This is a genomic window from Planctomycetota bacterium, from assembly GCA_039182125.1.
Lineage (GTDB): Bacteria > Planctomycetota > Phycisphaerae > Tepidisphaerales > Tepidisphaeraceae > JBCDCH01.
Map to the genome: position 1 here is coordinate 1 of JBCDCH010000096.1, position 13,711 is coordinate 13,711.

Genomic DNA, 13,711 nt, shown 5'->3' on the forward strand with positions numbered 1-13,711 from the left:
GGAAGAACCGGCCCGACTAATTCGCCAACGAAACAGAGCAACGCAATGCGACGCGAAAGAATTCATGGTCGCGCGGTCGTTTTCAAAATGGGCGATACAGGGCTCGAACCTGTGACCTCTTGCGTGTCATGCAAGCGCGCTAGCCAACTGCGCCAATCGCCCGTGGGGTCAGAATAGTAGGGCTGATCGGACGATTGGCAAATGGGGATTCTGGGCGCTCAACGGCGGCGGCATAGCAGCAGGCCGCTGGCGGCGAGCAGGCCGAGGGAGGCCGGTTCGGGGATGACCGGGAAGCTCACGCCGGTGAGGGCGATCGTGTAGTTCTGGGCTTCGAAGCCGGTGGTTCCGGCCTCGGATTCATATTGGACGAAGGCTCCGGCGTTGGGGTCCGCGCCGAAGAGCGCATCGTTGTCGGCGGTGAAGCCGAAACCGTCGACACCGAAAAGCGGTGTGCCGTCAGTGTCGATCGGGTCATCAGAGAATCCGCCGATGCTCAGCACATACTCGCCGGGCGTTAGCGTCACGCCCGTCGCGGAGCTTGCCACGGTGCCGGGGAAGTTCTCGGGTGCGGTGATGGCGGACTGGAACACGCCCGCAACGTCGTCGTTGCCCAATACAGGGGTGCCATCGAGCGTGAAGAGAAACAAGCGTGTGTCGAAGAAGCCGTCGACCGATGCCGCAGGGTCGATGCCGCTGGCGGTGGTCGCCTGGAAATTGTCCGGATCGGTGATGTTGATGACGTAGCTGTCAACCGGGTCGAACGGGAAGAGAAAGGTCGCGCCAGTGATGGTGGTGAGCGGCCCCGTACCCTCGGGGCGGAGTGCTTCGAGAGGCGAGATGGGTGCATCGTCGGTCTCGGTGAACTGGGCGGAGGCGTTAGAGGTGAGTGCGAGTGTGGGAACGGCCAAGACGGCCACGGTAAGAAGGCATTTCGTTTCCATTCCGTCGAGGAACGTAACGACTTTGCCATGTCTCACGGATGAAGATTTCATTAACGGAGTTGCCCGGCCCGATCAAGCAAGCTTCGGGCTTGTTCACTACGTCGGTCGAGCGGGCTCAGCAGGTCGCGGGCCCAGTGGATGATGGCGGGGGCCAGGCCGGTGTCGGTTTTGGACAGGCGACGCATGACGGCGGCGGTGTGGGTCAGGCGCAGGGTGCCCCAGAGGATCACGAAGTAGATCGCGAGGAAGCCGGCCGACTGGAGCAGGTGCTCGCTGCTGATCACGCTCACCGCGAGCAGGGCGATCTCCTTCCACTGCGTCAGGCTCAGCGGGTCGGTGGATCGCAGGAGCACCTCGGTGATCGGCTGGAGGATGGGAAACCACAGCAGGGCGCCGAGCGTGAGCAACCAGCGGAAGGGCCAGAGCAAGCTGCCGCCCGGCTTCTGGTTGCGCAGGTCGTTGCGGACGGTCTCGGTCGTGGCCGAGAGGCGACGCCGCAGGTCGGCGACGGCGAGGTCGGCGGCGTTGTGCTCCCAGAGTTTTTGCGAGCGGTAGAGCGGGCCGATCTCGGTGTGGGCCTCATGGAGGACGGCGAAGCTCGCGCGGAGCTTGTCGGCGAGGGGGCGGCCGTCGGCATCGAGGTCGGGGACGTGGCCGCCGTGGGTGGAGAGGTTGCGGCGGATCAGCGCGATCAGCGGCGTTGCGCCGGCGTCGATGAGATTGACAAGCGGCCACCGCCGCACGCGCCGGGCCACGGCCGGCTCTGCGATCCGCGCGCGCGTCGCCGCGTCGTCCAGCCACATCGGCAACGCCCGCTCGGTCACCGGCCCGACCACTTCCTCGGCCAGCAGATCGTCCGCGTGCTCGCGGACACGCTCGGCCTTCGCTGCGATCGCCGGCAGGTCCTGCTCGTCCACCCACGCAAGCACCGACGTCGCGCGGCGTTGGTCGGCGAGGCTGCGCGAACGCTTCACGTCGGCGACCGACTTCTGCGTTCCGAGCATCTCGCGCAGCCGTGGCAGGTCGTAGCTGTCGGGACGCTGGGCGCTGACGAGGAACACGTCCGGCGGCTCGGGCAGATCGAGCAAACGCTGCAGACGCTGCGCGTAGTCGGCGGCGAGTTCGCCCGCGGCTTCGAGGCCCTCGCGGTCGACGAGCTGGTCGGCCTTGTTGAGCACGAAGACGAAGTTGGCCGGGTCGTTGCCCTCGGCGACGGCGGCGAGCAGCTTCTGTGGAGCCTGGTCCGCGTACTTCTCGACGCTCTGCACCCACAGCGGAAACAGCATGTGCCGCAGCATCCGCTTGGTCAGTTCGACGTGGTCGGCGTACTTGCTGTCGATGTCGGGCAGGTCGACCAGGACCTGCCGCAGCAGCGGGTCGTGCTCGTGGACGGAGAGCGTGTGGGCATTCGCGGCGTCGGTTTCGAGCAGCGGCCGAACGGTCGGCTCGGCGGCGCGATGACACCACGCGATGACCCGGTTGGTGCCTTCGCCGTGGCCGATCGGCCGCGAGAGCTCGAGGCCGGCGATCGCGTTGGCGAGTGACGTCTTACCCACGTCCTTGCCGCCGATGAACCCCACCAGGTACGGCGGCTCGTCACCCACCGAAGCGTCCGGCAACAACGCCGCCTCCCCATCGAGCACACGCGGCAACTCACTGCCCGTGAAGGCAGCGACGTCTGCGGCGAGTTGGTCGAGCGGAGCGGACATGGGGGAGTGCAACGGGCCGCGAAGTGTAACGGCAACGCCGTTGAGCGGCGACCAACGGGATATGGTGGGATCGTGCGGGTGTTGGACTACGAGAAGCGGCGGTGGAAGGGGGTGCATCACACGCCGATCGCACTTGTGGTATTCATGATCTTGGTGGCGTTGTCGCCGACGTGGTCGGTCCACGCTGTTTACTTTGCGGAGATGGTGCACAACGGCCGCGAGCCGATACCGCCGGATCACGGTTCCCAGGGAAACACCGCGCTCGCGGTGCTTTACAACATCTCGGTGATGTCGTTTGTGATCTGGGGTGTCATGCTGGTAATCGGGTTGGCGTATCTATTCGCGACATGCGCGAATCGGCGTTCGACGGGGCGGGATTACGCGGTGTCGACGTATCTGCTCGTGGCGTGGGTGGTGCCGATTGTCGGGTGGTGGTTGGACCCGGTGGGGGCGATGAACTTTTTCTTGGATTGAGCGGGTGGCATGGTCACTGAAGTGACCATGCCTCGGGGCTATCCGTGGAGTTGGTCGGCGAGTTTTTCCAACTCCGTCAGCGTGCCCTCGTCGACGGCTTGGCGTTCGGCCCACTTGGCAGCGTCTTCGATTTGTCCGTCAGCGAGTTGTTCGTAGCGCTGGGCGATCTTCTTGTTGGACTTTTTGGTCTGGGCGGCGACTTCGTCGGAGAGGCGGGCGAGCAGTTCGGTGGCGGCGCCGTAGCCGCCGAGGGCGATCAGGTCGAGGTGGCCGAAGAGCGCGCCGGACATGGCGAGGTAGCCGGTGAGCAGGTACGGGGCCGCTTCGCTGAGCTTGGTCAGGTTCTCACCGCCGGGGATGACCTTGAGCAGCTTCTGCAGCACGGCGGTGTCGCGCGGCGTGGCGTTCCAGCGATCCTCGAGCCACTGACGCAGGGCGGCGACTTCCTCCTCGGCGATGTTGGCCGCGTCGTCGGGATCGCGCTTCCAGCTCGCCGTTGAGCCGGGGAGTTCCGCGTCGGCGAGGACGTCCGACAAGCGTGCTTGCAAGGTGAGGAACTGTTCGCGCAGCAGCCGGGGGAAGTCGGGGACCTGCCCGGTGGTCGGTCCATCGTCGTCGGGCTTGGCATCGACGCCGCGGAAGAAGTCGATCGCCGTCCGCGGCAGTCGTGCGAGCACGCCGGGGACGCTGCGGACGCGGTCGATGATCTTGCCCGGGCCCATGAGGTAGAGCACCGACTTCTCGCGCAGCCGGCGTTGGAGTTGGCGGGTGACCGGATGCACGTCGAGGCCGGGCGTGGTCGCGGCGAGTTTGCGGACGGCGACGGCGGCGGAGAGGGCGTGCTGGCGGTCGTGACGCAGCGGCCGGATGACGCCGTCCACGAGCCGACCGGCAAAGTCCGACGCGCGCCGCGGCAGTCCGTCGGTGTTGGGCCGGGCGGTGTGGGCGAACTCGCGGAGCTTGCCGACGCCGTCCTCGTCGGGGCGGTAGGTGCTGTCGTCGCGCGGCACCACGATGGTCCACAGATCGTCGCCGAGTTGCCGCCGCCAGTCGTCGACGGTCGCCGCGTCGTCGGCCTTGTTCATCAGCACCGCCGTCGGCAGCGACCACCGCCGGGCCAGCTCGATGTACGGCTGTAGCTCGGGCATCTGGTACTTCTCGGGCGTGACGACCAGCACCGCCGCGTCGGCCCAGCGGAAGCAGCGGTCGGCCAGTGCGTGGTGGGCCGGGCGGTCGCCGTCGAGGTCGGGGGTGTCAAGGGTGAACCCGTCGAGCTGTGGCACGACCGCGACGGTGAGTCGCGCGCCCTCGCCCTGCACCGGCAACTGCTCGGCGATCAGCGGCGGCTGATCGAACCCGCCCCAGCCGTCGGGGATCGCGTCCGGGTTGCTGCAGGCGAGCACCGGCCCGGCGGTGAAGGTGCGGCGGAAACTCGACTGACTGACCTGGGTGCCGACGAGCCGGTTGATGAGCGTGGACTTGCCGGTGCCGGTACCGCCGACAAGGGCGACGACGGGGGTGTCGCCGGAGGTGCGTGTGGCGTGGAACCGCAGGGCGGCGGCTTGCACGGTGAGTGCGGCGATGGCTTCTTGCCGCGCCGGGGCGAGCTTGCGTGGTCTGGAGACGAGCGTGCCTGTCGGCGTGGTTGCTGACGGGGCCGCTGCGTCGCTGTGGATCGTGAAGAGCAGCCGCAACACCGCCTTGGCCGCGTCGCGGATGTGTCGGGCCTGGTCGGCCGGGTCGGATGAGCCAGAGCGTGCCACGGTTTGCACTGTATCGGTTCACGCGTCCGGGACCGCTTCGCTTTACGCGTTCGCGGCCATGGGCTATATCTGGAGCGGGCAAGCGAGGTTTGTCGTGCGGCCGAGGAGCGTTTTCGGATGAAGTGGATTTTTTTGGTCATCTTCGGCGTGCTGACGCTGTGCAGCTACTGGATTTATGCGACGCTTCCCGAGCAGGAGACGAGCAAGCCGGTCATCTACTGGGTCACCGACCGCAACCCCGCTCGAAACCAGCAGGTGGATCTGTTCCACGACTGGATGGCAAAAAACCATCCGGACAAAGACGTCTTGCTCCTGTTGGACATGGGCAACCGCGACGGGCAAAAGCAGATCATCCAAGGCGTGAGCGGTGTCGGGGCGGATGTGCAGGACACCTACCACGGCGTCCAGGTCCGGCTTTACCACTCGATGGGCATCGTCGAGCATCTCACCGAGCAGGCCAAGGAACTCGGCTTTGGTCTCGACCAGACTTACCCAGCACTCGCGACCGAGCTCACCGTCACCGTCGATGGTGAGACCGAGCAGGTCGCGTTCCCCTGCAACGTCGCCAACGCCCGCTACATCTTCAACGAAGGGCTGCTCCGCGAGGTCGGTTTTCCCGCGCCGCCCGAGTCATGGACCATCGAGAAGTTTGAGGCGTATGGCAAGGCGTTCGTCGAAAAAGCCAACGCGGACAACCCGACCCGCCGGCGGTTCGTCGCCCGTGACATCCCGCTCGACGTGCTCTACCGCAGCTACGGCATCGACCTGTTCAATGAAACGCTCACCGGTGCGGGGATTGATGATTACGCGCTCACGCCTGACGGGTTGGCGACCGAACGCGGGTACGTCCGGGCGTTGGAGTTGACCTACAAGTGGCAGCGGGTCGATCGCATCATGCCGACCGCAAGTGAGATCGCCGCGATGAACACCGAGGGCGGTTACGGCGGCGCGGCACTGGCGTCGTTCGAGCGGGGCGACTTCCTGATCAGCAACTCCGGACGATGGGAGCTGATCAAGATGCGCGAGACCAACAAGCTCCGCGTCCGGCGTCTGGAAACCAAGCTCGATGGCCTTGCTGACGCGGGCTACCCACGGTTGCGGGACATCTGGGAAGCTCAGGGCGTCGTCGCGCTGTTCGACGAGATCGAACGGCTCGAAGCGAGCGGCGTCGTGTTCGACCAAGCCCTTCGCCCTGACCCGCTTGCCGACGGGCCGCTGGTGCTGAACACGGTGCAATATCCCTACAGGTTCCTGCCCAACGCCGCGCTCGGAACGCGGGCCGCGGTCGTGTACACCGGCAGCGATCACAAGGAACTGGCCACGCTGTTCCTCGCGTTCCTGGCCAGCGAGGAGTACAACGCCAACATCGTCGCCGACGCCGACGGGCTTCCGCCCAACCCGGCGTACACCGATTCCGAAGCGTTCCTGCGCCCGGCCGAGGATCCGGACCTTGGCGTCTACTCCGAGACCGAGTGGAAGCTGCACGAGGCTTGGCTCGATGATGTGCAAGGCATCGCGATCGGCAAGACCTACAGCCCGTACGTGCTCTACCGCGAGGCGGAGCGTGAGTTGGGTCGGCCGCGCGACGAGTTCTACGAAGGCATCGGCACTGTCGAACGGGCCGCCGATCTCTCCGCCGCTCGGCTCGACCGACTCATCGCCACCAACGTTTCCAAACTCGAGCCCGACGATCCGCTCCGCGACCAGTACGCCGAAGGGCTCGAGACACAGAAGAAGATCGACGCGCTCAAAGCGGCCGGCAAGCCCATCCCGGCCGAGTGGATCAGCAACCCGTTCTTCACCCGCTACTACCGGGAGATCGGTATGCTCGACGAATCCGGGTCCGCCATCGAAACACCCGCCGTCGAAACGGAGACCCACTGATGCCGACCGAGCAAGTGGAAGGGATGCTGACCGACGCCGGAGGCAAGCCGCGCGACCCCATCGAGCAAGGCACGCAGTCCCCGCGCGTGTCCGACACCAAGCGCCTCGCGACCGGCTTGGCGTTCATCACGCCCAACATTCTCGGCTTCCTCGCGTTCACGCTGTTGCCGTTGCTCTTCGCGATGGGGCTCGCGTTTACCAACTGGGACCTGCGGCTGCACAACGACATGCGGGTCGAGCAGTTCGGCGAGGCGCCGCTGAAGTTCGTCGGCCTCGACAACTTTCGCGACCTGCTCTTCGAGCCGACGCTGCCCGGGCAACCGGGGATGGTCTTCGGGCTCGTCGACGGATGGACGTGGAACAACAGTTTCTGGAAGTACCTGGGAAACACGCTGTTCTTCATGATGGCCACGCCGTTCGCGATCGGGCTGTCGCTGCTCTCGGCGATGTTGCTCAGTAAGGACCTGTCAGGTGGCAACGCGCGGAACAAACGCCGCATGCTCATCGGCGGGGCGATGGTCGCGGGTGTCCTGCTCATGGTCGGCGGCACGCTTACGGTCATGCGACTCGGATCGCCGATGAACGGGATGATTCTTCTGTTCTGCGCCGCCGCGGCGACGATCATCGTGCTCGGGACGACCGTCGGGCAGACGGTGTACCGCACGATCTTTTACCTCCCGCACTTCGTGGCCGGTGTCGCGACGTTCCTGCTTTGGAAGAAGCTGTTCAATCCCGAGTACGGCCCGCTGACGATGGCGCTTCGGCCGATCCTCGATCGGATGACCGCCTTCATCAACGCCGCGCCCTGGCTGCCGCTGACGCTCATGTGGGTCACGCTCGGACTCGGGGCGGCGATCTCGTTTTTCGGATTCGCCAAGCTACGCAAGGATTACGTCGAGGGCGACCTGGGTTGGCGTTCGGCGATCATTCCGTTCGGCGTCATGCTCCTGCCGGCGTTGCTGATCTTTTCCTGGTACGACCCGTTGGCCGAGGGGACCGCGATGGCCGCGCGGGTGGCGGTTCTGCTGTACATGGCCGCAGTGTTCGCGGCGTTGGTCCACGCGATCATCTACATGGCCGGCGGACAGGAGATCGCGTGCAAGAGTGTCGAGGGCGGGGGCAGTGCGTTCATGTTCGCGGCGGTGATGCTCGTCGGGCAGTTGGTGCTCATCGGGTTGACGGCGACGTTACTGCAGTTGCCGAGCTGGGCCGCCGAGCCCGCGGGCCTGGAGCCGCCCAAGTGGCTCGCCGACGTGCACTGGGCCAAGCCGAGCATCATGTTCATGGGCATGTGGGCGGCGATCGGTGGCAACACGATGCTGCTCTACATCGCCGCGCTGACCAACGTCCCGCAGGAGCTCTACGAAGCCAGCGAGATCGACGGGGCCGGGCGATTCGGCAAGTTCTGGAACGTCACTTGGCCGCAGCTTGCGCCCACGACCTTCTTCATCGTCGTGATGGCGGTGATCGGCGGGTTGCAGGGCGGCTTCGAGATGGCCCGCGTCATGACCGGCGGCGGACCAGCCGGCCAGACCACCACCGTCAGCTATTACATCTTCCAGGAAGGTTTCGAGACCGGCAAGCTCGCCTACTCCTCGGCGATCGCCTGGTTCCTGTTCTTCCTCGTGTTCACCGTCACCGTCTTCAACTGGCGTTTCGGCAACCGCTACGTCAACGACTAAGCCCATGAGCCTCACCGGACCAAGAGTCGGACAATCCACCGAGCCGGGCACGCTGATCGACGACGCGGCGTTGACCGAGCAGGCCGACCTGCGCGATCAGGAGCCGCCGGTGCAGATGGACAAGCCCATCGGCGACCTGTTCCGCACCAGCGGGCTGCACCTGCTGTTGGCGTTCCTGTCGCTGATCATTTCGCTGCCGTTCCTGTGGATGGTGCTCACGTCGCTCAAGACGGTTGCGGAGGTCGACTACACGACGTGGATCCCGGAAGTGCCGCAGTGGCGTAACTACCTGGATGTCTTCGATCACAACAACCCGGACCCGAACCGCCAGGGCGTGAAGTTGCACCTGTTCTTCCGCAACAGCTTTTTCGTCGCGGCGTGGGTGACGTTCCTGCAGGTGATCACCAGCGCGTTCGCGGCGTTCAGCTTCGCCCGGCTCAAATGGCCCGGACGCGACAAGGTCTTTCTGCTCTACCTCGCGACCATGATGCTGCCCGGGCTCATCATGAGCATCCCCAACTACCAGATCATGATCGAGTTGGGTTTGGTCGACACATTGCCCGGGCTGATCATCCCCGCCGCGTTCAGTGCGTTCGGGACGTTCCTGCTGCGACAGTTCATGCTCACCATCCCGGCGAGCCTCGATGAGGCGGCCGAGATCGACGGCGCGGGCAAGCTGCGGTTGTTCTTCGACATCATCCTGCCGCTGAGCCGGCCGGGGATCATCACGCTGGCGATCTTCACGTTCATGGGCAACTACAACTCGTTCTTCTGGCCGCTGGTCATGATCAAGAGCGAGGAAAAATACCCGCTACAAGTCGGTCTGCTCTTCTTCGAAAGCTCGCGCGGCAGCAGCACGCACCTGTTGATGGCGGCCGTGACGTTGAGCGTGGTGCCGCTGATCATCCTGTTCGTCGCGGCCCAGAAATACCTCGTCAAGGGCATTCAACTGGGTGCGGTGAAGGGTTGAGCGTTCGGAAGAACGCGGGTTTCTCTAACCGCAACCTCGTGCATCGTTTCGTATACTCATGGCGACGATGCACACGCTGACTCACATTTTCTCAGGCATGCCGCGGGCGCTGGTGTTCGCTGTGCTGATTCTGCTGGCGGTTTTGATTCTGCGGAAGGTCTTCGGCGGACCCGAAACCGATCCGTCGGCCGGGCCCCCAAAACGTGGCCGACGCGTCTGCGGCAACTGCGCCACCGCTCATCCCGGTTTCGCGAAGTACTGCCGCCGCTGCGGTAAGCACCTGTAACCACGCCAAAGTCACGGCAACTGCGTGCCGCTGTCGAGGTGCGTTGGGACGCCGTCGGGAAACCTCCGGGCGACCCACGCCTCGATCGCCTTGATGCGGTCCTCGGGGTACGGGTGGGTCTGCATAAACTGCGGCCCGCGCGGGCCATCGCCGCTGGCTTCCCGGAGCGTTTGCATGACGCCGATCATTTCGCGTGGGTCGTAGCCCGCGTCGACCATCATCTCCAAGCCCCATGCGTCGGACTCGAGCTCTTGGTCGCGGCTGTAGCTGCTTTGGATCACGCCGTTGACGACTTGGCCGATCTGCGCGGCGGAGTAGTCGCCCGTCCCGACGACCGCCGCCTGCGTGAGACCTTGCCCGAGCTTCTCCTTCGCCATGCGTTGGGCACCGTGGCGCTCGATGACGTGGCCGATCTCGTGGCCGAGCACCCCGGCGATCTGCGCCTCGTTGTCCAGCTTGTCGAACAGCGCTTCGGTCATGAACACCGGACCGCCGGGCAGGGCGAACGCGTTGATGGTTTGATCGTCTTCGAGCAGCGTGAAGGTGAAACGCCACGGGATGCCTTCCTGATCGAGCCGCGACTGGATGCCAGAGCGATCGAGCAGAACCTGACCGACGGTGTCGAGGAACTCCGCCTTGGGGCTGCGCGGCCCGTGCGCCCCGCCCATCTGGTTGATCATTTGCGGCTTCGACTGGTACCCGAGCGCGACTTCCTGTTCTTCGGTCAGGCCGACGCGTTGGGTCTTTCCGGTGATCGGGTTTTCGTCCCCGCTCATGAGAAAGCCGACGATCGCGAAGAGCGCGATCGCGCCGGCGATGAGCAGCCGGCCCTTGGCCATCGAGCCAAAGCCCGGCCGGCGCGGGCGACGCCGGCCACCGGTGGGGAAGCGGAAGGTCATGCGGGCATGGTACCGCGCGGCGACATTTGCGAAACGCGATGCGACGCCGGCTTCATTCGGTCTTGCCCGCGTGCTCCATCCCAGCGGCCGTGTCGCTCAGCCATTGGTGAGCTTTCTCGCAGGCGTAGTCGACGGCGATGCAGCTTCGGTAGGCGTCGATGCGGCGACGCGGGTCGGGCGTGGCCTTGGCGGCGGCCAGGAAGGGGGCGTGGAGCTTTTCCCACACCGCCATTGTCGCGGCGAACGTCTCGGTGTTGCCCTCACGCCGGCCTTTGGGCAGGTCGTCGGCGTGCATCAGTACACTGTGCGGCGGGAGCTTGGCGAACAACGCGTCCGGCGACCACGTCGAATCCTCGTTCGGATACACCGGCGGCAGCGTCACGTCGGCCGTGGGCACGATCGCCACCGCGATCTCGGCCCCGACCGGGTACGATACCGCGAGAAACGTCTCGACGTACAGTTTGCGGCGTTGGGCGATCTCACGCAGTTGCACGCTGGGCTCGATCGTTCCCCAGCCGGCGACCAGCAACTGACCCTGCTGAATCTCGTCGGCCACGACTTCGGCGTCGAACACTTGTTCCTCGGCCCGCGCGACCAGGTCCACCGCGATGATTCCCTCGCCGCAGAGTTGGCGCCGCTGACGCCGTGCTTCCTGCAGCGGCATGTACAGGCGTGCCAGGGTTTCCCAGACCTCGTGCTTGAGCGCGATCGCTTCGGCTTCGACGAGCAGCGCCTCGGCCTCAATGTACTCCGTCCGCATCAACGCCTGCTGCCCGCTCTCGCACAGTTCCTGGAGATCCATGCGAAAAGGTTACGGGCCGAAAGTCGCTCACGCGGCAACCGCGCCGCGGAGCGCCTCGACGTTGCCCCGCCAGGTGCCCAGCGTGCCGGGAAGGTCGTACTGCAGAACGTCGGCGAGCGTGACGTAATCCTCCCGCTCGACGGCCTGCTTCATCTCGCGCAGGTGGGCGGCGAGTTCGTCCATGGTGGCCGGTAGCTGGAACGCGGCGGGGTCGAGGTTGAGCAGGCCGAGCACCTGCCCGACCGCGTGCTGGGCCTCGGACCAGCGGGAGAAAGCTTGAGAGAGCCGGGCGACGCCGGGCGTGGCGTCGGTCTGCTGGACGAGGTCCGCTGCGGTTGCGGCCTCGCGTTCGGCCTCGTCGAGGCGGAGGATGGCCGCTTCAAGGACCTCGCTGGCGACAACCGCCGGGGATGCGGACTCGATGTAAATCTCGCCGCCGTCGATCGGGCGGGTCCGCAGGGCCGCTTGATCATCCAGATTCGGTTCGACACCGTCGATCAGCAGCTGCGTGATCATGCGGTTCTCACCGGTCAGGCGGTCGATCACGTCGCCGACGTTCGACATTTCGGTCGTGTTCATCGCCTCGCCGTCCACGGTCACACTCATGTATGAACGCATCGGCGTTTTGGAATCGCCCGCTGTAGTGCCGTCCGGTAAAGTCGCCGCCGACCATGCCACGGACCGACCAAGCGCAGTTCGAGAAACTCATCGCCGCCCGGCATCCGTGCGTGGCGTTGCAGACTTACGAGGAGCAGCACGCGGTGAAGATCGTCGTCGCCGCCGCCACCGAACAAGGGAAGGACGTGATGATCTGGTCGGCCGGCACGGGCCTGCGCGACGGATTGGTCAAGGAGTCGGCCGTGGTGGCCGACACCTCCCCGGCGGCCGGCGCGCTGGCGTGGATCAACCAACAGCAGTACCGCGCCAACTGCGTTTACCTCATGTTGGACCTTGCTCCGCACCTCTCCGACGCGACGACGTTGCGGATGCTCCGCGACGCGATCAACCACATCGACGGCATGGGCTGCACGTTGGCCCTGATCGACGCGTCCGACGAACTGCCGCCGGTCGTTCGTTCGATCGCGGCCCACCTCGAGCTGAGCTTTCCCGGCGAAGATGAACTCGAGCAGATCGTGCGGTCAACGCTCCGCGAGGTACACAGTCGCGACCGAATCAACGTCGAGATCAGTCGTGACGACCTGACCGCGCTCGTCCGCAACCTTCGCGGGCTCACCCGGCGGCAAGCGACGCAGGCGGTGCTTGAAACGGTCTCGGAGGACAAGCGGTTTGACGCCGACGACGTGACGGGCGTGTTGCGAACCAAACGGCGAATGCTCGCGGGGACCGGGCTGTTGGAGTTCGTCGAAGCGCCGTTGGACATGGATCAGATCGGCGGTTTGGATAATCTCAAGCAGTGGCTCGCCGTCCGTGAGCGATCGCTTAGCACATCGGCCCAGGAGTTCGGCATCGATCCGCCGCGGGGAATGCTGTTGCTCGGCGTGCAGGGGGCGGGAAAGTCGCTTGCGGCCAAGGCCGTGGCCACCGCATGGAAACGCCCGCTTCTCCGCATGGACGTGGGCGCGCTCTACGACCGGTTCATCGGTGAGAGTGAGAAGCGGCTGCGTGAAGCCTTGCGGCAAGCAGAGATGGCGTCGCCGGTGGTGCTGTGGATCGACGAGATCGAGAAGGCGTTCGCCAGTGCGGCGAGCACCAGCAACGACGGCGGCTTGAGCCGGCGGATGTTCGGGGCGTTGCTGACGTGGATGCAGGAACACCGCGAGCCGGTCTTCCTGATCGCGACGGCCAACGACATCGAAGCGCTGCCGCCGGAGCTGCTGCGCAAAGGGCGGTTCGACGAGATCTTCTTCGTGGACCTGCCCGAGGCGGACGCGCGGCGCAAGATCTTCGAGATTCATCTGCGCAAACGAGAGCGCAAGGTGCGGACGTTCGATTTGGATCGACTGGTTGCGGTGAGTGACGGTTACAGCGGTGCCGAGATCGAGCAGGCGATCATCGCCGCGCTGCACCAGGCATTCGCGGATCGGGACGAGCTGGACACCGAGCGTGTCGTGTCGGCCTTGGAGCAGAGCCCGCCGCTGAGCGTGACGATGGCGGAGAAGGTGGCTCAGTTGCGCGCGTGGGCGAAGGGCCGTTGCGTCGATGCGGGGTGAAGGGGATTCGCTTGGTCACTGAAGTGACCAAGCCCTGTCGGGAGGCAAGTTAAAGTCACTGAACATGCCTGGGCCCGATACACACACCCAAAAAGCTCGCCCATGCGTTACGGGCACATCGCCCACGACC

Annotated in this window: 12 protein-coding genes and 1 tRNA gene; 6 read left to right on the forward strand and 7 right to left on the reverse strand. The window is 65.4% G+C overall.

Annotated features, from left to right (window positions below; genetic code table 11):
• Positions 1-88 precede the first annotated feature (88 nt).
• The 3 genes from AAGD32_17050 to AAGD32_17060 form a co-directional block, all read right to left on the reverse strand.
• Positions 89-162, reverse strand: a tRNA-Val gene (locus tag AAGD32_17050).
• Positions 163-218: 56 nt separating this feature from the next.
• Positions 219-908 carry a hypothetical protein gene (locus tag AAGD32_17055; GenBank protein MEM8875956.1) on the reverse strand — a complete coding sequence of 230 codons (690 nt, stop codon included), beginning with the start codon at positions 906-908 and terminating at the stop codon, positions 219-221.
• Between the two features lie 83 nt (positions 909-991).
• On the reverse strand, positions 992-2,650 hold the full coding sequence (locus AAGD32_17060; protein MEM8875957.1) for a hypothetical protein: 1,659 nt from the start codon (positions 2,648-2,650) through the stop codon (positions 992-994).
• Between the two features lie 72 nt (positions 2,651-2,722).
• Here AAGD32_17060 and AAGD32_17065 point away from each other — a divergent pair, with 72 nt between their 5' ends.
• Positions 2,723-3,124, forward strand: coding sequence for a hypothetical protein (locus tag AAGD32_17065; protein MEM8875958.1), 402 nt, complete (start codon positions 2,723-2,725; stop codon positions 3,122-3,124).
• Positions 3,125-3,162: 38 nt separating this feature from the next.
• Here AAGD32_17065 and AAGD32_17070 read toward each other — a convergent pair whose 3' ends face one another.
• Complete coding sequence (locus AAGD32_17070; protein ID MEM8875959.1) at positions 3,163-4,887, reverse strand: GTPase domain-containing protein; 1,725 nt, start codon at positions 4,885-4,887, stop codon at positions 3,163-3,165.
• 117 nt (positions 4,888-5,004) lie between these two features.
• On the opposite strand from AAGD32_17070, the gene AAGD32_17075 reads away from it, so the two are divergent.
• From AAGD32_17075 to AAGD32_17090, 4 genes are all read left to right on the forward strand, one after another.
• Positions 5,005-6,771, forward strand: coding sequence for a hypothetical protein (locus AAGD32_17075; protein ID MEM8875960.1), 1,767 nt, complete (start codon positions 5,005-5,007; stop codon positions 6,769-6,771).
• Complete coding sequence (locus tag AAGD32_17080; protein MEM8875961.1) at positions 6,771-8,453, forward strand: sugar ABC transporter permease; 1,683 nt, start codon at positions 6,771-6,773, stop codon at positions 8,451-8,453. The genes AAGD32_17075 and AAGD32_17080 overlap by 1 nt, the downstream gene beginning before the upstream one ends.
• Before the next feature lie 4 nt (positions 8,454-8,457).
• On the forward strand, positions 8,458-9,423 hold the full coding sequence (locus tag AAGD32_17085; GenBank protein ID MEM8875962.1) for a carbohydrate ABC transporter permease: 966 nt from the start codon (positions 8,458-8,460) through the stop codon (positions 9,421-9,423).
• A 67-nt stretch (positions 9,424-9,490) separates the two neighbouring features.
• Positions 9,491-9,709, forward strand: coding sequence for a hypothetical protein (locus tag AAGD32_17090; GenBank protein ID MEM8875963.1), 219 nt, complete (start codon positions 9,491-9,493; stop codon positions 9,707-9,709).
• 11 nt (positions 9,710-9,720) lie between these two features.
• On the opposite strand, the gene AAGD32_17095 is transcribed toward AAGD32_17090, so the two are convergent.
• Genes AAGD32_17095 through AAGD32_17105 form a run of 3 tightly spaced genes read right to left on the reverse strand, consistent with a single transcriptional unit; the run spans position 9,721 to position 12,016 of the window.
• Positions 9,721-10,608 carry a M48 family metalloprotease gene (locus AAGD32_17095; protein MEM8875964.1) on the reverse strand — a complete coding sequence of 296 codons (888 nt, stop codon included), beginning with the start codon at positions 10,606-10,608 and terminating at the stop codon, positions 9,721-9,723.
• A gap of 52 nt (positions 10,609-10,660) precedes the next feature.
• A complete protein-coding gene (locus AAGD32_17100) occupies positions 10,661-11,410 on the reverse strand; it encodes a hypothetical protein (GenBank protein MEM8875965.1) in 750 nt (249 codons plus the stop codon).
• A 27-nt stretch (positions 11,411-11,437) separates the two neighbouring features.
• The gene (locus tag AAGD32_17105) at positions 11,438-12,016 is read right to left on the reverse strand and encodes a hypothetical protein (GenBank protein ID MEM8875966.1); all 579 of its coding nucleotides are present in this window, start codon (positions 12,014-12,016) and stop codon (positions 11,438-11,440) included.
• Positions 12,017-12,081: 65 nt separating this feature from the next.
• Between AAGD32_17105 and AAGD32_17110 the strand changes: the two genes are divergently transcribed.
• Positions 12,082-13,581: an AAA family ATPase gene (locus AAGD32_17110; GenBank protein MEM8875967.1), complete on the forward strand. Its 1,500-nt coding sequence runs from the start codon at positions 12,082-12,084 to the stop codon at positions 13,579-13,581.
• Positions 13,582-13,711 lie beyond the last annotated feature (130 nt).